At 73.1% G+C, this 18,909-nt stretch carries 14 protein-coding genes; 7 read left to right on the top strand and 7 right to left on the bottom strand.

All coding sequences use genetic code 11. The features are described 5' to 3' along the window. Positions 1-105: 105 nt before the first annotated feature. Positions 106-1,752 (bottom strand): DNA repair helicase XPB, encoded by a 1,647-nt coding sequence (locus ACFYW9_RS10100; protein ID WP_351860068.1) that lies wholly within the window; start codon positions 1,750-1,752, stop codon positions 106-108. A gap of 75 nt (positions 1,753-1,827) precedes the next feature. Further along, a complete protein-coding gene (locus ACFYW9_RS10095) occupies positions 1,828-4,374 on the bottom strand; it encodes a helicase-associated domain-containing protein (protein WP_389147206.1) in 2,547 nt (848 codons plus the stop codon). A gap of 194 nt (positions 4,375-4,568) precedes the next feature. Between ACFYW9_RS10095 and ACFYW9_RS10090 the strand changes: the two genes are divergently transcribed. Next, positions 4,569-5,570 carry a hypothetical protein gene (locus ACFYW9_RS10090; protein WP_389147203.1) on the top strand — a complete coding sequence of 334 codons (1,002 nt, stop codon included), beginning with the start codon at positions 4,569-4,571 and terminating at the stop codon, positions 5,568-5,570. A 331-nt stretch (positions 5,571-5,901) separates the two neighbouring features. Further along, positions 5,902-6,522, top strand: a complete 621-nt coding sequence (locus ACFYW9_RS10085; RefSeq protein WP_389147201.1) for an HAD family hydrolase — start codon at positions 5,902-5,904, stop codon at positions 6,520-6,522. 123 nt (positions 6,523-6,645) lie between these two features. Here ACFYW9_RS10085 and ACFYW9_RS10080 read toward each other — a convergent pair whose 3' ends face one another. Then, positions 6,646-6,897 carry a hypothetical protein gene (locus ACFYW9_RS10080; RefSeq protein WP_329300350.1) on the bottom strand — a complete coding sequence of 84 codons (252 nt, stop codon included), beginning with the start codon at positions 6,895-6,897 and terminating at the stop codon, positions 6,646-6,648. A gap of 198 nt (positions 6,898-7,095) precedes the next feature. Here ACFYW9_RS10080 and ACFYW9_RS10075 point away from each other — a divergent pair, with 198 nt between their 5' ends. Next, positions 7,096-7,479, top strand: a complete 384-nt coding sequence (locus tag ACFYW9_RS10075; protein ID WP_328669745.1) for a cold-shock protein — start codon at positions 7,096-7,098, stop codon at positions 7,477-7,479. Positions 7,480-7,548: 69 nt separating this feature from the next. Here the strand turns inward: ACFYW9_RS10075 and ACFYW9_RS10070 are convergent, their stop codons facing one another. From ACFYW9_RS10070 to ACFYW9_RS10055, 4 genes are all read right to left on the bottom strand, one after another. Further along, positions 7,549-8,412: a 1,4-dihydroxy-6-naphthoate synthase gene (locus ACFYW9_RS10070; RefSeq protein WP_351860057.1), complete on the bottom strand. Its 864-nt coding sequence runs from the start codon at positions 8,410-8,412 to the stop codon at positions 7,549-7,551. Next, complete coding sequence (locus ACFYW9_RS10065) at positions 8,396-9,094, bottom strand: futalosine hydrolase (protein ID WP_326787084.1); 699 nt, start codon at positions 9,092-9,094, stop codon at positions 8,396-8,398. Before ACFYW9_RS10065 ends, ACFYW9_RS10070 begins: the two co-directional genes overlap by 17 nt. Before the next feature lie 26 nt (positions 9,095-9,120). Continuing rightward, a complete protein-coding gene (locus ACFYW9_RS10060) occupies positions 9,121-9,627 on the bottom strand; it encodes a DUF2771 domain-containing protein (protein ID WP_387305161.1) in 507 nt (168 codons plus the stop codon). Between the two features lie 75 nt (positions 9,628-9,702). Then, the gene (locus tag ACFYW9_RS10055; RefSeq protein WP_389147194.1) at positions 9,703-11,127 is read right to left on the bottom strand and encodes an MFS transporter; all 1,425 of its coding nucleotides are present in this window, start codon (positions 11,125-11,127) and stop codon (positions 9,703-9,705) included. Positions 11,128-11,549: 422 nt separating this feature from the next. Here ACFYW9_RS10055 and ACFYW9_RS10050 point away from each other — a divergent pair, with 422 nt between their 5' ends. The 4 genes from ACFYW9_RS10050 (at position 11,550) to ACFYW9_RS10035 (ending at position 18,658) form a co-directional block, all read left to right on the top strand. Continuing rightward, positions 11,550-12,476, top strand: a complete 927-nt coding sequence (locus tag ACFYW9_RS10050; RefSeq protein ID WP_389147192.1) for a DUF3027 domain-containing protein — start codon at positions 11,550-11,552, stop codon at positions 12,474-12,476. A gap of 697 nt (positions 12,477-13,173) precedes the next feature. Next, complete coding sequence (locus ACFYW9_RS10045) at positions 13,174-16,335, top strand: sacsin N-terminal ATP-binding-like domain-containing protein (protein ID WP_389147189.1); 3,162 nt, start codon at positions 13,174-13,176, stop codon at positions 16,333-16,335. Positions 16,336-16,637: 302 nt separating this feature from the next. Then, entirely contained in the window at positions 16,638-17,573 is a 936-nt protein-coding gene (locus tag ACFYW9_RS10040) for a hypothetical protein (protein ID WP_389147186.1), read from the top strand. A 281-nt stretch (positions 17,574-17,854) separates the two neighbouring features. Continuing rightward, positions 17,855-18,658: a hypothetical protein gene (locus tag ACFYW9_RS10035; RefSeq protein WP_389147183.1), complete on the top strand. Its 804-nt coding sequence runs from the start codon at positions 17,855-17,857 to the stop codon at positions 18,656-18,658. Positions 18,659-18,909: the final 251 nt, after the last annotated feature.

Here is an 18,909-nt window from a genome sequence, read left to right as displayed (position 1 = left end):
CAAACGCCGGAGGGGCTGAAATCTTGCCGACGCCGGAGGGGCTGGAAATGTCCTCGGCCGGGGCTGAAAGGTCGGCCGGAGGCGGTGAGACTGCCTGCCGGATGGCTACTCGGTGTCGGCCAGGATCTCGTCGGCGTCCATGATCCGGTAGGCGTAGCCCTGTTCCGCCAGGAAGCGCTGGCGGTGGGCGGCGAAGTCCTGGTCGATCGTGTCGCGGGCGACCACGGAGTAGAAGTGGGCCTGGTGGCCGTCGGCCTTCGGGCGCAGGACGCGGCCCAGACGCTGGGCCTCCTCCTGGCGGGAGCCGAAGGTGCCCGAGACCTGGATGGCCACGGTGGCCTCCGGCAGGTCGATGGAGAAGTTGGCGACCTTGGACACGACGAGCACGCTGATCTCGCCCTCCCGGAAGGCGTCGAACAGCTTCTCCCGCTGGGCATTGCTGGTCTCGCCCTTGATGACGGGCGCGTTCAGATGCTCGCCCAGCTCGTCGAGCTGGTCGATGTACTGGCCGATCACGAGGATCTGCTGACCGGCGAACCTGCGGACCAGCGCCTCGGTCACCTTCCGCTTGGTCGCCGTGGTGGCGCAGAAGCGGTACTTCTCCTCGTTCTCGGCGGTGGCGTACGCGAGCCGTTCGGAGTCGGTGAGGTTCACCCGCACCTCGACGCAGTCGGCCGGCGCGATGTAGCCCTGCGCCTCGATCTCCTTCCAGGGCGCGTCGAACCGCTTGGGCCCGATGAGCGAGAAGACGTCCGACTCGCGCCCGTCCTCGCGTACCAGCGTGGCGGTCAGCCCCAGCCGGCGCCGGGCCTGGAGGTCGGCGGTGAACTTGAAGACCGGGGCGGGCAGCAGGTGGACCTCGTCGTAGAGGATGAGGCCCCAGTCGCGGGAGTCGAAGAGCTCCAGGTGCGGGTAGACGCCCTTCCGCCGGGTCGTCAGCACCTGGTAGGTGGCGATGGTGACCGGACGGATCTCCTTGCGGGTGCCGCTGTACTCGCCGATCTCGTCCTCGGTCAGCGAGGTCCGCTTCACCAGCTCGTGCTTCCACTGCCGGGCGGAGACGGTGTTGGTGACGAGGATGAGCGTGGTCGCCTTGGCCTCGGCCATGGCACCGGCTCCGACGAGCGTCTTGCCCGCGCCGCAGGGCAGCACGACCACGCCGGAGCCGCCGTGCCAGAAGTTCTCCACGGCCTGGCGCTGGTAGGGCCGCAGCGCCCAGCCGGTCTCGTCGAGCTCGATGGCGTGCGCCTCGCCGTCCACGTACCCGGCGAGGTCCTCGGCCGGCCAGCCCAGCTTCAGCAGGGTCTGCTTGATCTGGCCGCGCTCGGAGGGGTGCACGGCCACGGTGTCCGGGTCGATCCGGTTGCCGACGAGCGGGGCGATCCGCTTGGAGCGCAGCACCTCTTCGAGGACGGGCCGGTCGGTGCTGGTCAGGACGAGCCCGTGGGCCGGGTGCTTGCTCAGTGTGAGGCGTCCGTAGCGGTCCATCGTCTCGGCGATGTCCACGAGCAGCGCGTGCGGGACCGGATAGCGGCTGAACTCCACGAGCGCGTCCACGACCTGCTCGGCGTCGTGCCCGGCGGCCCGCGCGTTCCACAGGCCGAGCGGCGTCACCCGGTAGGTGTGGATGTGCTCGGGCGCCCGCTCCAGCTCGGCGAAGGGGGCGATGACCCGACGGCAGGCGTCGGCCCGCTCGTGATCGACTTCCAGCAGAAGCGTTTTGTCGGACTGGACGATGAGGGGTCCGTTCACACCCGTCCCTTTCTGCGTGGCGGCACCCGGCGCGGATGCTCGGCCAAACGTCCAGTGTGCCCTACCGGCGGGCGATCACGGCTGGTCGTCGGCCAGCTCCGCGACCCCCGTGACCCGGTGCAGCGGATAGGTGCGGACCTCGTCCGCCGTGTGGTCGTACGCCGTCACGAAGCCGCCCTCGACCCGGATGGGGGCGATGACGCGCTGGCTGGCCGACCCCTCGGCGTTGACGTAGCCGATCCACACCGCCTCGCCCGTCATCACGGCGGCCTGCATGGTCGCGAGGGTCTCGGCGGAGCTGGTGCGGGGCAGCGCGCCGTTGCCGGGACGGCCGGCGGCCGGGTCGTCCTTGCGCGGGGCCGTGGAGGCGAGGTCACCGGCCCGGATCGCGCGGACCGCGGCACCCAGGAGCGTGGCGTCGGGGACCGGCGGACCGTCCGGGACGGGCTCGGGCGCCGTGCGCGGTGGGGTGCGGTGGGCGTGCGCCCGGCTGATCAGCACGTCACCCTCCGCCGACTCGGCGGCCGGCGCGAAGCCCATCGTCCGGAGGCCGGTCAGGAGGCTCGACGGGTCGGTCTGCGCGACCAGCACCGTCGGCGCGATCCGCCGCAGCGCGAACTCCTGCGAACGCTTGTCGGCGAGGATCTCGTTGAGCACCGCCTCGTCGTCGCAGCGGACGTACGCCGAGGCCGCCCCGATCCGCAGATGGCCGTGTCGGCGCGCCATGTCGTCGATCAGATAGGCCAGCGGCTGCGGGACCGGCGTACGGGAGTGGGCGGCGAGGAAGGCGTGCAGGTCGGACGCCGAACGGCCCGCGTCGAGCGCCCGGCGCACCGAGGCCGGGGTGAAACGGTAGACCGTCGCCCCGCCCTTGGACTCGACGTCCGCGAGGACCCCGAGCGTGTCGGCCAGCGGACGCTCCAGCGGGCCGGGCGCGACCGCCGTCAGATCCGCCTGGAGCAGGACGTGGTCGAGCGGCTCGGGCAGCAGCGGCGCGAGGAGCACGGCGGCCCGGGCCGCCGCCGCGGCCTGCTCGGCGGGGGAGCGCGGTACGGGGGCGGTCACCGGCGGGCGCCACCTGTGCGGCGCGGGAAGTCTGTCGCCCGGACCGGACGGCTCCGCCGCCCGCGTACCCGCCGGGGCGGGCAGGCCCAGCAGCGCCCGCCCCTGCGCGGACAGCGCGCCCCGGCCGGTCACCCCGAGCAGTTCCGCCTCGGACAGGGTCCAGCGGGTCAGCCCGGCCCGCAGATCGGCCGGCGAGGGCCAGGCACCGCGCGAGGGCCGTTCCCAGTGCAGCCGGGCGAGCAGCGAGTCCGTGTCGGGGGAGGAGCCGTCGGGGAGCTCGCCGAGCAGGGTGAGGACGCGGTGGCGGACCTCGGGTGCCGGTGAGCGGTCGAGGCCGGGGCCGAGCGCCGAGAGCGTACGGTCCTTCGCGTCCCGTCCGCCGACCAGACCGGCCGTGCGGGTCGCCGCGAGCCACGCCGAGGCGAGCCGCGCCCAGCGCTCCGCGGCGGGCAGCTCCAGCCACGTGTCGTACGCCGGTGTCGCCGCGTAGCGCTCCTCGGCCTCACCGTCCGAGGCCACCAGGCCCGCCGCGTAGGCGAGTTCCACCCAGAAGGCGGCGACCGGTTCGGGGACGTCGAGCGCCACCGCCGTCCGCTTCAGGTCCCGCACGCTCAGGCCGCCCGCGCGCAGCACGGCGGGACCGCCCTCGTGCCAGTCCTTCAGCAGCTCCTCGACGGTCGCCAGCGTCGTGTACGCCTGACCGGCCGCGGCGGCGTCCACAGCCTGTGGGCGGTGGGTCGTCGCGACCTCGACCGCGGGCGGCACCGGTTCCGTCACCCGGTGCGCGCGGCCCGCCCGCAGATGCAGGGCGACCTCCCGCGGCAGCACGACCGTGCCCGGTGCCGTCGGCAGCAGCAGCCCCCGCCCGATCAGCCAGCGAAGATGCGCCGCGGGTTCGGCCGTCACCTGCCCGTACGGCGGCCCCCACACCAGCCGGGACAGCACCCCCACCGCCTCGGCGGGCGCCTCGTCGAGCAGCGCGGACATCCGGATCCGGTCGGCGAACAGGCCACTCAGCGACGCCACCGCCGACACGGAGTCATGGGTGGACGCCAGCCCCGCCGCGGTCACGATCTCCTGGATACGCCCCGGCGACATGCCGGCCGTGGCCTCGCCGACCGTCGGCCCGAGCCCCGTCGGGGACGGGTGCTGCGGGGAAGGGGCGAGCAGTTCACGTGCCGTGCGCACGAGCCGGAGGCGGTCGTCGGCCCCCCACAGGAGAGCCTGCTCGCGCAGGGTCCCGAGCGCGTGCGGGAAGGCCGCCGTGACCGCGGGGTCGCCGTCGTCGCCCGCCAGCAGCCCGAGCAGTTCGTCGTACGTCGCCGGTTCCCGCGCCACCGCGAGCGCCTCCGCCGTCTGGAGCGTGAACCGGTCCAGACGCTCCAGGGCACGTACGACCGACGCCCGGGTGCCCGCCCGCGTGGCGAGCTGGGTGAGATCCGTGGGGACGGGGGTGATCAGGTCGGGCCGGGACCGCAGCAGGGCGGACAGCGAGGCGTCGTCCCGCGCGCGGAGTGCTTCCGCCAGGGACCGCGGGGCCGTCGTCTCGGGGCTCATCCCGTCAACGGTAGCGGGTGGCACGCTCCCCGGGCCCGGCCCCCGGCCGGTGGACCGTCAGGCGGCCCCGCGATCTCCCGGGCCGGTGGACGTCGTACGGCAGACCGAGCCCCGGAGCGGACGCTCCCGCGCGCCGGAAACCGGTACCTTCGTCCCCACGGGGTATCCAACGCACCCGCCCCGGAGGGGACTTCGTGGGGATCGAGAGCGACCAGCTGGTCTTCGACTACCTGAGCCGGGTCGGCGACCTGGCCCAGCAGCGGCAGTTGCCGTCGGCCACCCGCATGCGGCTGGTCACGGAACTGCGCGAGGAGATCGGCCGCCGCCGGGCCGGAGCCATCGCCGACACCCCCGCCGCGGTCCGCCGCATCCTCGACCGTCTCGGCACCCCCGACGCGATCGTCGCGGCGGCCGGAGGGGGCACCGGAGGCACCGAGGCCGGCACCCGGACCTGGGCCGCCGTGCCGTCCCAGCGCGCCGCCGAACCGGAGGCGCGCCCCAAGGGACTGCGCCGCGTCGTCCCCCGCCCCCGCCCGGCCCGGGAGCCCGCCGAGAGCGCCGGGGCCGACGCGCCGTCCCCGCCCCATCTGGCGAGCGCGTCCGAACTGGGCGACAGCGCGATGCGGCCCGACTGGTGGCGTGCCACCGACAGCCCCTTCGGGCTCGGCGACAGCGTGCCCGGGTTCGTCGGCGGCGTGGAGATCCCCGAGCTGCTCAAGCCGCCCCCGGGGGACAAGGACGGCGGGCCCGAGGACGAGGCGAAACCGGCCGAGGAGACGGCACCGGCCCCCGAGGACGAGCCGCCCGCCGGGGCCGGTGTCCTGCGCCGCCTGCCCCGCCGTCTCCTCCCGCGCCCCGGCGGCTACACCAACCCGCTGCTCCTGCTCGCCGCCGCCCTCCTCGTCGCCGGCGCGGTCCTCGGCAACTGGTTCGCGCTCGGCCTCGGCTGGCTGATCGCCTACGGCTCGCGCCGGCTGACCCGGGCGGAGTCGAAATGGGCCGTCCTCGTCCTGCCGGGCCTGTCCGCCACGGCCGGCATCGTCTGGCTCTGGGGCCGTTCGGACGGCCGCTGGGGCACGCCCGTCGCCGAGGGCCACATGAACGAGGCGATGACCCAGACCTGGCCCTTCGTCGTCCGCGGCGCGGCGATCGCCTCGGCCCTGTACCTGGTCTGGCGCTCCCAGCGAAACCGCTGACGCCCGGCACGGCCCCGGAAGGCGCCCGCGAGAGGTGCTCCCGGCGCCCTGGAGCGGGGCGGGAGAGAGCCCGGGGGCGGGGTGGCGGTGAGGGGAGGAGGGAGGGGAGGGACGGCGACGTGGGCCCGGCGTCCGGGAGAGAGTCAGCCACGTGGGCCCGGCGTCCGGGAGAGACCCGAACGGAGCCCTGTGAGGCCGTCCCGGACCCGGACTCGCACTCGGACCCGCACCCGGACCCGCACCCGGACCCGCACCCGGACCCGCACCCGGACCCGTACCCCGAGGCGCCCCGCGAAAAGGCCTGGACCGGTTCCCCGGCGACCTGGGCACAATGGCCCATATGACCTCACCAGCGCTGACTGTCGGCTTCGACCTCGACATGACCCTGATCGACTCCCGCCCCGGGATCCACGCCTGCTTCGAGGCGATGGCGGCACGGACCGGGACGTACATCGACTCCGATCTCGTGGTCACGCGTCTCGGGCCCCCGCTGGAGGAGGAACTCGCCCACTGGTTCCCGGCCGAGGACATACCGGCGACGGCGGACCTCTACCGCGCGATGTACCCCGAGCACGCGATCACCGGCTCGCTCGCGATGCCCGGCGCGCGCGAGGCCGTCGCAGCGGTGCGGGCGGCCGGCGGGCGCGCCGTCGTCGTGACCGCGAAGTGGGAGCCCAACGCCAGGCTGCACCTGGACCACCTCGGCATCGACGCGGACGACGTCGTCGGCGGCCTGTGGGCCGAACAGAAGGCGGTCGCGCTGCGCGAGCACGGCGCGAGCGTGTACGTGGGCGACCACATCGGCGACGTACGCGGAGCGCGCACCGCGCGGGCGTACAGCGTGGCCGTGGCGACCGGGCCGTGCGACGCCGAGGAACTGCGCGCGGCGGGCGCGGATGTCGTCCTCGGCGACCTCACGGAGTTCCCGGCGTGGCTGGAGAACCACCGCTGAGGGCACGCCGAACCCGGCCCCGGCCCACGGGAACAGCCGCCGCATGGGCGACCGCCTCAGGACCGACCGCCTCGGGACCGACCGCCTCAGGACCGACCGTCCGGCCGTCGGGACCGACCGTCGTCAGGAACGGGCGGCGCGGGCCCGGCGGCGGCCCTGCGCGGCGGACTGGAGCACACCCGCGCCGGCCAGCAGGAATCCGGCACCCATGAGCATGCTCAAGCCGAACATGTAGAACGGAAAAGGTTTCGTACCGAGCAACAGCGGGGCCACGGTGACCAGTGTGGCCAATGCTCCGACGAAGAACACGATGGCACCGGCACGGATCAGCCTGTCACCGGCTTCGGGGGAATTCACTTGGGTTTTGTCACGCACTCCACCAGGGTAGTTCCCTGCGCGAAGGAACAATCCAGCGACGTCTTGTCACGAGCCGACGGACCATTAGCCTTGGTACCGGCGGGTCGGCTGACCCGCCGGTAGTGCTATCCAGAGGCGTTTCCCGGGCAGTTGCCCCTGCAACCGCCCGGGACGTTCCCAGAGAAGTTTCCGACGAGTACGAGGACGAGGACAGACGTGCCCACCGGCAAAGTCAAGTGGTTCAACACTGAGAAGGGCTTCGGCTTTCTCTCCCGCGACGACGGCGGCGACGTCTTCGTCCATTCCTCGGTCCTGCCCGCCGGAGTAGACGCCCTCAAGCCCGGCCAGCGTGTCGAGTTCGGCGTCGTCGCCGGTCAGCGCGGCGATCAGGCCCTCTCGGTGACCCTTTTGGACCCGACTCCCTCGGTCGCGGCCGCCCAGCGCCGCAAACCGGATGAACTGGCGTCCATCGTGCAGGACCTGACGACCCTCCTCGAGAACATCACGCCCACCCTGGAACAGGGCCGCTACCCCGACAAGGCCTCCGGCAAGAAGATCGCGGGCCTGCTGCGCGCGGTCGCCGACCAGCTCGACGTATGACCGGCCGTCAGCGGCCGGAGCAACCGGGTTCCTGAGGGATCCGGCCGGTTCCGGAGCGGGAACCGGACATCAGGGAAACGCCAGCGCGTCCGGTCCGAGGGGCGGCACCAGCCCCTCGGCCGCCGCGCGCGTGAGCAGCCCGCGGACCGCCGCGTATCCGGGCTCGCCCAGATCGGCCGTGAACTCGTTGACGTACAGGCCGATGTGCTGGTCCGCGACGCCCGGGTCCATTTCCTGGGCGTGCTCCAGGACGTAGGGGCGGGAGGCCTCGGGGTCGTCCCAGGCGGCGCGGACCGAGGCGCGGGCGGCCTCGGCGAGCTCCCGGAGCCGCTCGGCCCCCAGCGACCGCCTGGCGATGATCGCGCCCAGCGGGATCGGCAGCCCCGTGGTGTGCTCCCAGTGCTCGCCCATGTCGGCGAGCTTGTGCAGCCCGTAGTTCTGGTACGTGAAACGCGCCTCGTGGATGACGAGTCCCGCGTCGACCTTCCCGTCCCGCACGGCCGGCATGATCTCGTGGAACGGCATGACCACGATCTCGCCGACCCCGCCGGGAACCGTGTCCGCGGCCCACAGCCGGAACAGCAGGTACGCCGTCGACCGCTCGCTCGGCACGGCGACCGTACGCCCCGTGAGGTCGGCGCCGGCCTCCTTCGTCAGCACCAGCGGACCGCAGCCGCGCCCGAGCGCGCCGCCGCACGGCAGCAGCGCGTAGTCGTCGAGGACGTACGGCAGCACGGCGTACGACACCTTCAGCACGTCGAACTCGCCGCGCTCGGCCATGCCGTTGGTGATGTCGATGTCCGCGAAGGTCACGTCGAGGGAGGGCGCGCCGGGGACGCGGCCGTGAGCCCAGGCGTCGAAGACGAAGGTGTCGTTCGGGCAGGGCGAGTAGGCGATCCGCAGGGTTTCGGCGGATTCAGTCGGTGTGCTCATGAGGATTCCAACTCTCCAGCAGGGGCCCCAGCTTCCCGAAGGCGCCGGTGAGGGCCGCGAGGGCGTCGCCGATGCGCCACGCGGCGCGGTCCCGCGGGCCGACGGGATTGGACACCGCGCGGATCTCCAGCACCGGCACACCGTGGGCGGCGGCGGCCTCGGCGACCCCGAAGCCCTCCATCGCCTCGGCGAGGGCACGCGGGTGCCGGGCGCGCAGTTCGGCGGCGCGTGCGGCGCTGCCGGTCACGGTCGACACCGTGAGGACCGTTCCGACGCGGCCGGCGGTGACGGCCGCGGCTTCTCGTACGAGTGATTTCGGGGGCCGGTGGCTGACGGTCCCGAAGCCGAGCTCGGTGACCGGCAGGAAGCCCTCCGGTGCCTCGGCGCCCAGGTCCGCCGCGACGATGTCGTCGGCGACCACGAGCGATCCCACGGGCGCGCCGGGCTGGAAGCCGCCGGCGATCCCCGCGCAGACGACGAGGCGGTAGGGAGTGCCGCCGAGGGCGGCGGCGGTCAGCGCGGCGGAGACGGAGGCGGCGGCGAGCGCGGGGCCGACACCGGCGGCGAGCAGATCGTGCCCGCCGGTCCGGTGGAGCGTCGCCCCCGGGAGCCGTATCTCCCGCGCCGTGCCGGACGACGCCGCGGCCACCGCTTCCCGCTCCGCGGGGACGGCGGTGGCCACGAGCACACTCGGCCCGGCGGCGGTGATCAGTTGTCCGTGTCCTTCTTGAACTTGAAGGACCACAGGCCGGTGGCCGTCGCCTTGCCCTGCTTGATGGAGACGAGCGTCGAGCCGCCGGTGGCGCCGTACTGCTGGTTGAAGAAGACACTGCCCGGAATCGTCAGGTACGTCTTCTTGGTGGTCTCGGGCAGCAGCTGCTGTCCGTTCATCAGAAGCGTCCAGCCCTTGTCCGCGATGTCCGGGTCCACGCCGAACCGCACGGTCTCGTCGGGGTCGACGGTGATGGACTTGATGTCCTTGGACCGCAGGCAGCCCGACAGGTCCGTGGCCTTCAGGGCGTCACCGTCGTTGTAGCAGTCGGCCTCGGAGCTCACCGACTTGTCGCCGACCGTGACGGTGGCCATGGGGGTCGGTTTGTCACAGGCGGACAGGACGAGGAGTCCGGCGGAAACGGCGCCGACCGTGGCGACGGCGCGGCGACGGCGCGCAGCGCGTTGTCCATTAGCGGCTCTGCCGCGGGGCAGGGAGGTCATGACCGAAGGCTATCGGGCAGGCCCACCGGTGCCCCCACGTGGGGTGCGGCGTGCCGTGCGAGGCCCCCGCGCGGCTCAGGAGAGGTGACCACGGGCCGATCCGCCGCGCCGGGCCGCCAGGAGCAGTCCCCGCACGGTCGTCAGCCACCCCACGGCCACGATCCCGGCCGCCACGGAGAGGCCGAGCGGGCCGTTGAGCGGCATCGCGATGCCGATGGCTCCGCCGAGCACCCAGGCCATCTGGAGCAGTGTCTCGGAGCGGGCGAACGCCGAATTCCGGACAAGTTCCGGGACGTCCCGCTGGATCAGGGCGTCCAGGGACAGCTTGGCGAGAGCCTGGGCGAAACCGGCGATCGCCGCGAGGCACGCGATCATCAGGGTGCCGAAGAAGAGCGCCGCCGTGATCGCCGCGGCCACCACGACCGCCACCACCGTCACGATGATGATCTCCGGGGAGCGCCGCTTCAGCCAGGCGCCGACGGCCGTGCCGATCGCGTTGCCGACTCCCGCCGAGACGACCACCAGACCGAGCGAGACCGCGGCGCTCTTGCCGGTGAGCGGGTGCTCGCGCAGCAGGAAGGCGAGGAAGAAGATCAGGAAGCCGGACAGGCAGCGCAGCGAGGCGTTGGCGCCCAGAGCGTGGGTGACGGCCGTCCCCACGGTCCGCAGCCCGGGGCGCGGGGGTTTCTTCAGGCGCGGGCCGTGCAGATGGTCCGGGTCGGCGGCGAGCAGCGCCGTGTCCTCGCCCTTGGCGGAGTCGACCTTGGGCGGCAGCGAGAACGACAGGAACGTGCCCAGGATGAAGATCGTGAAGGCGCCGTAGAGCGGATAGCGCGCGCCCGCCGACTGGAGCAGGACGGCGATCGGCCCGGCCACACCGGTGGCCAGGAGTCCACCCAGAGTGACCCGGGAATTGGCCTTGACCAGGGAGAACGTGGGTGGCAGGAGCCGGGGTACGACGGCGCTGCGCACCACGCCGTACGCCTTGGAGGCGACGAGTACGCCGAGCGCGGCGGGATACAGCTCGAAGGTGCCGGTGACGACCGCGCCCGACAGCATCAGGGCGAGCATCGCCCGGGCGAGCATCGAGCCCGCCATCGCGGCCCGCCGGCCGTGCGGCAGACGGTCGAGCAGAGGGCCGATGACGGGGGCCAGGACGGCGAAGGGCGCCATGGTGATGCCCAGGTAGAGGGCGACTCTTCCGCGGGCCTCGTCGGTCGGCACGGAGAAGAACACGGTGGACGCCAGAGCCACCGTGATCATGACATCGCCCGCGCCGTTCACCGCGTGCAGTTCGATCAGTTTCCCGAGGCCCGACTCGCCCGCCCCGTGGGCGTGCGTCGCCTTGCGGATGCCGCGGGCGGTCCGTGTCACCGGGAAGTGCAGGGCACGCCCCACCGCACGGACGGATCCGGTCACCCGGCCCGATCCGCCACTTCGGTTGTTCCCCTTGGCGCCACCGACACCGGTTGCTCCCTGGGGTGACCTTGCGGACGCCACTCCGTCATAGTGCCCCGACTTCGGGGTGCGTAGTGCGGTTACCGCGCGTATGGGTGCCGAGTGGGGCCCATCGGACTGGGCGAGACGGGTGGGCGGATGGGAAACTTCTGACGTGGAGCGGCGGGGAACGGACTGCGGAGCGGCCGGGTCCGGGGGCCGTGGAGCGGCGAAGATCCCGGCGCGGGGAGCCGAAGACGGCCGCCGGTGTGGGCCCAGGGGCCAGGAGAAGGTAGCGTGCGTAACGCGCCTGCGGCGATTGTTCTCGGCCGCGCGCCTCTCGGCCATCCCGCAGAATGGATGGCGTAGGTGCGCCCGAGTGCGATCGGGCGCGGACGTCGACGCGGCCCACCGGTCCGCTCCGTCCGCACCCCCGCCGGAGGAATGGCGCACCCGTGAGACGGCGTAGGAGAGAAGCGATACCTGTGAGCGCAGCGACAACGCGAAGCCGCACCCCCGACCGCCTGTGCGCAGAGGCCGTCGATCTCGCCCGCGCGGCCGCCGAGGAAGCCGCGTACCCCGGCGTCGTCGGCGAGCACCTCGGGCTGGTCTCCGAGGGGGACCGCGTTGTCACGCACTACTTCGAGTGCAAGGAACCCGGGTACCGCGGCTGGCGCTGGGCGTCGACCGTGGCCCGCGCCTCCCGGGCGAAGATCGTCACCCTTGACGAGACGGTTCTGCTGCCCGGCACGGACGCTCTGCTGGCCCCCGAGTGGGTGCCGTGGAGCGAGCGGCTCCGCCCCGGCGACATGGGACCGGGGGATCTGCTCCCCACGGACGCCGAGGATCTGCGGCTGGAGCCGGGTTACTCCGGCGAGGACGAGCCCGCGCCCAACTCCGCGGTCTCCGAGGACATGGCCGAGCTGGTGGAGGCGGAGGACGCGGAGGTGACCGCGGGAACGCCCGCGAACCTGCCGATGGCTCCGCGCCGGGGCTCGATCGCCGCCGTGGCCGAGGAACTGGGGCTGCGCCGGGCCCGGGTGCTCTCCCGGTACGGGCTGCATGTCGCGGCCGACCGCTGGGAGGACTCGTACGGCGCCAAGACGGCGATGGCGCAGGCCGCGCCCGCGACGTGCGTGAGCTGTGGCTTCCTGAACCGTATCGGGGGCTCGCTCGGACAGGCGTTCGGTGTCTGTGCGAACGAGTTCTCGCCGGCGGACGGGCGTGTGGTGTCTCTCGCGTACGGGTGCGGTGGGCACTCCGAGGCAGCGATCATGCCGACGCCTCCGCGGCCGCCGCTTCCGGTGATCGACGAGACCCAGGTCGACCCCTTCCCGCTCCGCCCGTCCCCCGACTCGGGCTCGGTGCCGGCCACGACGGACGAATCCACGGCGGAACTGGGCCACTCGTAGGTTCACCGGCGGAGGGGCCTGGAACCAGTGCTCTTCACTGGCCCCTGGGCCTGGAACCGGTGCTCTTCACTGGCCCCTGGGCCTGGAACCGGTGCTCTCGCCGTTCCCGGCACCCCGGCACAGGTATGCCCCAGCCTTCTTTCGCCCCCTCCGCCCCTACCCGTCCCGTACCCGGGGCTCCGCCCCGGACCCCGCTCCTCAAGCGCCGGAGGGGCTGAATATTGCCTCCCGCACCCGAAGGCGGCCCGGAGGAAGGTGACCCCCTGGGGCTCCGCCCCGGACCCCGCTCCTCAAGCGCCGGAGGGGCTGGATTTTCCCGGCCGGGGCTGGAATGGCGGCCTGGCCGGGGCTGAATTGCTGCCTGGCCGGGGCTGGGACTGCTGCCCGGCCGGGGCTGGGTCGTTCTGGACGGACGTACCCGCAGCCGGGTACGCGCGTGAGGGGACGTGCCGGTACATCGATGCCCGTCGCCACCGACGGCCACCCCTCATCCAACGGCGACGGGCTGATGCACCGGCACGGCCCCGACCCACCCACCGGACCGGCACCGGCACCGGGACGCCAGCGCAGCGAACCCGGACGGACCCGACCCACCCACCCCGTCCCCCGCCCGGAGCGGGGGACGGCGCGCGGTACCTTCAAGCCGCGACCCGGTGCAGCATTCGCGGTCGCGCCAGGCGAGAGGGAGAGTGAACCCGTGAGTAAGTTCGTGCGGCCTGCTGCCGAGGGTGCGGACCCGTTCGGCACGGCCCGCCTGCGCCGCGGAGTACTGGACGCCTGGGCGGCCAGCCCGGCCAGGTTCCGAGAGGACGCCAACGCCGAGGAGGACCTGGTCCTCGGCGGGTACCGCGACCGGCTCGTCGTGGAACTCGCCCAGAACGCCGCGGACGCCTCGGCCCGCGCGGGCACCCCGGGCCGCCTGCGTCTCACGCTCCGCGACGGCGTCCTGGTGGCGGCCAACACCGGCGCCCCCCTCGACGCGGCCGGCGTCGAGTCCCTCGCCACCCTCCGGGCCTCCGCGAAGCGGGACGCGCACGACACCGCCGTGGGCCGCTTCGGCGTCGGCTTCGCCGCGGTCCTCGCCGTCACCGACGAGCCCGCCGTCGTCGGCCGGCACGGCGGCGTCCGCTGGGCGCTCGCCGAGGCCCACGACCTCGCCGCCGGCATCGCCGCGGACAGCCCCGGCCTCGGCGACGAGATCCGCCGACGGGACGGCCATGTGCCGCTGCTGAGGCTGCCGTTCGCGGCCGAGGGCACCGCCCCGGACCCGTACGACACCGCCGTGATCATGCCGCTGCGCGACACCGCCGCGGAGGATCTCGCCGAGCGCCTCCTGCGGACCATCGACGACGCCCTCCTGCTGGCCCTTCCCGGCCTGGAGGAAGTGGTGGTGGAGATCGGCGACGCGGAGATCCGCACCCTGCGCCGGACCGCCGCCGAGCACGGCGCCCTCATCGACGACTCCCGCGACGGCGCCACCCGCTACCGCACCGTCACGGCGCACGGCCCCCTCGACCCCGCCCTGCTCGCCGACCGCCCGGTCGAGGAGCGGCTGCGCCCGCACTGGTCCGTGACCTGGGCCGTCCCGGTCGGCACGGAGGGATCCCCGGCCCGCCCGAGGACCAGCCCCGTCGTGCACGCGCCGACACCGAGCGACGAAGCCCTCGGCGTCCCGGCGCTCCTCATCGCCTCCCTCCCCCTCGACACCACCCGGCGCCACGCGGCTCCCGGCCCGCTGACCGACTTCCTGGTGGAGCGCGCGGCCGACGCCTACGCCGAACTCCTCGCCGACTGGCGGCCGGTGGACACCGGGATCATCGACCTGGTGCCCGGCCCGCTCGGCAAGGGCGAGCTCGACGGAGCGCTGCGCCAGGCGATCCTGGACCGGCTGCCGCGCACCGCGTTCCTGCCGCCCGCCGCCCCTCCGGCCCGGCTGCCGGACGTCGACGCCTCCGAGGACTGGCCCGGGAGCAGTGCCTCGGAGAACCCCGCCGCCCTGCGGCCGCGCGACGCCGAGGTGGTGGAGGGCGCGGGCGCCGAGACCGTCCGGGTGCTCGCGGAGGTGCTGACCGGCCTGCTGCCGGCCGGGCTCGAACGGCGGGTGGAACTGCGCACGCTGGGCGTCGCCCGGGTGCCGCTCACCGAGGCCGTGGACCGGCTGGCCGGCCTGGAGAAGGACCCGGAGTGGTGGTACCGCCTGTACGACAGCCTCGCCGGGGTGGACCCGGACCGGCTGTCGGGACTGCCGGTGCCGCTGGCCGACGGCCGTACGACGATCGGGCCCCGCCAGATCCTGCTGCCCACCGCCGAGGGGTCCCTGGTGGCCCCCGGCACGCTCGCCCGGCTCGGCCTCAAGGTCGCGCACCCGGACGCGGCCCACCCCCTGCTGGAGAAGCTGGGCGCTCTCCCGGCCTCGGCCCGCGCGGTGCTCACCACCCCGCAGGTGCGGGCCGCGGTGGCCGCCTCGCTCGACGACGAGGGCGGGGCGTGGGACGAGGACACCCTGGACGCGGAGGAGCTCGCGGACACCGTCCTCGCGCTGGTCCGTGACGCCGCGCTCGAACCCGGCGACGAGCCCTGGCTCGGCGCGCTCGCCCTGCCCGACGAGGAGGGCGAGCTCGTGCCCGCCGGTGAACTCGTCCTGCCCGGCAGCCCGTTCGCCCGGATCATGCGTGAGGACGAACTCGCCCTCGTCGACGCCGAGCTCGCCGGCCGCTGGGGCGAACAGCCCCTCGCGGCCTGCGGCGTGCTGGCCGGCTTCGCCCTGGTGCGGGCCACCGACGTCGTCCTCGATCCGGACGAACTGGAGCCGCGCGAAGGGGACTTCGCCGAACCCGACGACGCGGGTCTGCTGGACGCCGTGGACGTGTGGTGCGAGGACGTCCTGGACCGGCTGCCCGACTCGCCGGTGCCGCCCGTCGCCACCGAGATCGTGGCCGTACGGGACCTGGACGTGGTGGACGACGACCGGTGGCCGGAGGCCCTCGCGCTGCTCGCCCAGCCCCCGCTGCGGGACGCGATCATCCAGCAGGTGCGCGTCCTGCTCCCGGACGGCACGCACGAGATCGTCCGCCCGTACACGGCGTGGTGGCTGCGCGGGCATCCGGTGCTCGACGGGCGCAGGCCGGCCGGTCTGCTCGCCGCCGGCGGCGACCCGCTGCTGCGCGGCCTGTACGACGAGGCCGACGCGACCGGCTTCGACGACGAGCAGGTCCTGCGGGCGCTCGGTGTCCGTACGTCCGTGGCCGCCCTGCTCGACGAGCCGGGTGGCGCGGCCGAACTGCTCGACCGGCTCGCCGACCCCGGACGCCGGGTCTCCGGTACCCAACTGCACGCCCTGTACAGCGCGTTGGCCGATCTAGACCCCGAGCGGGTGACACTGCCGGACGAGCTGCGGGCGGTCGTGGACGGTGAGGTGAAGGTCGTGGACGCGGCCGACGCGGTGGTCGTGGACTCCCCGGACCTGCTGGCCTTCACCACCGGGGTGCCGCTGCTGCCGGTGCCGCCGTCGCGGGCCGCGGAGCTCGCCGAGCTGTTCCAGGTGAGGCGGCTCAGCGAGTCCGTCACCGGCGAGGTGACCTCCGAGGGCACCGAGCACGACGTACCGGAGTCCGTACGGGTCCTGCTGGGCCCCGCGACCCCCGCTTCGTACGTCGAGCACGAGGAGCTCGTGGTCGACGGCACCGAACTCGACTGGCGTCGCACCCGGGACGGGGTGCTGCACGCCGCCACCCTGGAGGGTGTCGCCGCCGGGCTCGCCTGGTCGGCGGGCCAGTGGCCGCGCCGCTTCGAGGTCGCCGCGCTGCTGGAGGACCCGTCCCGCACGGCGGAGCTGGCCCGGGACCGCTGGTTCGACTGACGGGCGTGACCGCCGGTCCGACCGGCCGACCCCGGCCGGCGGACCGCGGCGGCCGGGGCACGGGACCGAGCGGGCCGACCGCGGCGGTCCGCCGTGCCGGAGCACGGCCGGCACGGCCCACACGGCCGGCACGGCCGACGGTGAATGCGTTCATGATTTCTTCACCCGGCGTACAACCTTTGCGCACACTCGTGTATCTATTCGTCTGAGCCAACAGGCTCAGCGATTACTTGGGTCCCGTCGCCGCCCCCCGGGCCGCATCTCGGACGGTCGCCGGGACCTCGCTCCTAACAGAGGAACGCATGCGCATACGTGCCACCGTGGCCGCCGTCTCCGGTGCCCTGGCCCTCTCCACCCTCGCCGTCCCCGCCGCCCAGGCGGCGGGCGGTCACTCGTACAGCCACGACGACGTCCAGAAGGCCGCGCAGGCCGCGCGCGAGGCCGTCGACGGCACGTCGGCCTACACCGGCTCCACGGGCGAAGAGGCCACGCCGTACCCGCTGGACGTCACCTTCTCCGCCGTGAAGGTCAACAACGGCAAGCCGATCGTGGTGGGCATCGGCAACACCGTCACGGTCCCCGTCACCTTCACCGTGACGCACTCCGCGGACGTCGACCTCTACGCCGCCGACACGTACATGGACGTCGAGCTCTACCGCGGCGACTACAGCCTCCCGGACAACTGGCTGGTCGGCCCGGACTGGCCGGTCTGCACCGACGTCTCCGCGACGAAGGCGAACTGCACGAGCACCATCGAGGCCGACCCGACCTGGGACCTGGTGGGCAACGAGGACGCCACCACGTGGAAGGTCGACGGCTACGTCCTCGACTTCAACGACCAGGACCCGCTGGCCGACGACATCGACTTGAGCCAGGTCGGCTTCGCCGAGGCCGAGAACCTCGGCTCCGTCAAGCTCCAGCGTTACTCCAAGCTGACGGTCAACGCCTCGCCCGAGCCGGTGAGGAAGGGCAAGACCATCACGGTCACCGGCAAGCTCTCCCGCGCCAACTGGGACGACCTCGCCTACCACGGCTACACCTCGCAGCCGGTGAAGCTCCAGTTCCGCAAGGCGGGCAGCAGCACCTACACGACGGTGAAGACCATCAAGAGCAACTCGACGGGCTCTCTGAAGACCACCGTCACGGCCGCCTCCGACGGCTACTGGCGCTACAGCTTCGCGGGCACCTCGACCACTCCGGCGGTCAACGCCACGGGTGACTACCTCGACGTGCGCTGATTTCCGGGCCGTCGGCCTCCCCGGCGCCAGAGCAGGGGAGGCCGAAGGCCCGTTTCCGACGCTCTGGTGTCGGTCGCGGGTGGGGTGAAAGGGCGTTCCACCTGCCCGGTCGCGCCGCGGGTCATCACCGGGCAAAGTTTTCGACTCCCGTACAACCATTCGCGCATGTCGGGACTCTGATCATGCGAGTCAGTCAGACTCCATGATCACTGGGCCTCGCGCGAAGACGAACCGCAAGGAACGACCACAGGCAGGCCCCTTTTCTCCACCTGGGGAATCCCATGCGCATACGAGCCACCGTGGCCGCCGTGACCGGCGCCCTGGCCCTTTCCGCTCTCGCCGTGCCGGCCGCGCAGGCCGCAGGCAACCCGCTGTCCGGCGTCACCTTCTCCAACGTCGTGATCAACAGCGGCAAGAACATCGTGGTCGGCGCCTCCGCGACGGTCACGGTCGGCGCGAGCTACACCGTGACGCACCCCGCGAGCCTCAGCGCGAGCGCCTTCATGAGCGGTCCGCTGCTCTACCGCGGTACCTCGATCTCGGACGAGAACGCGGTCATCCTCGGCGGCGACGAGCCCGGCACCTGCACCGCCTCCTCCTCCACCGTGCTCAAGTGCACGGCCAAGATCCAGTTCCGTCCGGACGCCACCGGCGATCACGACGACCTGGCCAACTCCCACGCCGGTGCCTGGAAGGTCGGCGCGGTCGCCGTCGACAACAGCGATCACTTCAAGTGGCAGAGCGACCTGGGCGCCCAGAAGGTCCAGCGTCTGTCCAAGCTGACGGTCAACGCCACGCCCGAGCCGGTCAAGAAGGGCAAGACCGTCACGGTCACCGGCGCCCTGACCCGCGCGAACTGGGACAACCACAAGTACCAGGGCTACACGGGCCAGCCGGTGAAGCTGCAGTTCCGCAAGACGGGCAGCAGCACGTACACCACGCTGAAGACGGTCACGACGGACGGCTCCGGCAACCTGAAGACGACCACGACGGCCACCGCCGACGGTTACTACCGCTACAGCTTCGCGGGCACCACGACCACCCCGGCCGTCAGCGCCGCGGGTGACTACATCGACGTGCAGTAAAACCTGATGTCACCGAAATCCCCGGCCCCAGGGCCGGGGGTTTCCGTTTTTCCCGATCTCTGCCCCGATCTCTGCCCCGATCTCCGTCCCGATCCCCGTATGGACCGCACAAAGATTTCGTTTCCCGTGCAACCGTTCGAGCGCCTCGGTGATCTTTCCTGGCGAGTCATCAGACTCCGCCATCACTTGGGCCCCCGTGACCACGATCCGTGAGGAACGGCCACGAACGGGCCCTGTCTCCACTGGGGGAT

The sequence above is a fragment of the Streptomyces sp. NPDC002698 genome, assembly GCF_042888945.1.
Classification (GTDB): Bacteria; Actinomycetota; Actinomycetes; order Streptomycetales; family Streptomycetaceae; genus Streptomyces.
The sequence above is the reverse complement of the archived record's forward strand: the minus strand, read 5'-3'. Positions and strand labels throughout refer to the sequence as shown.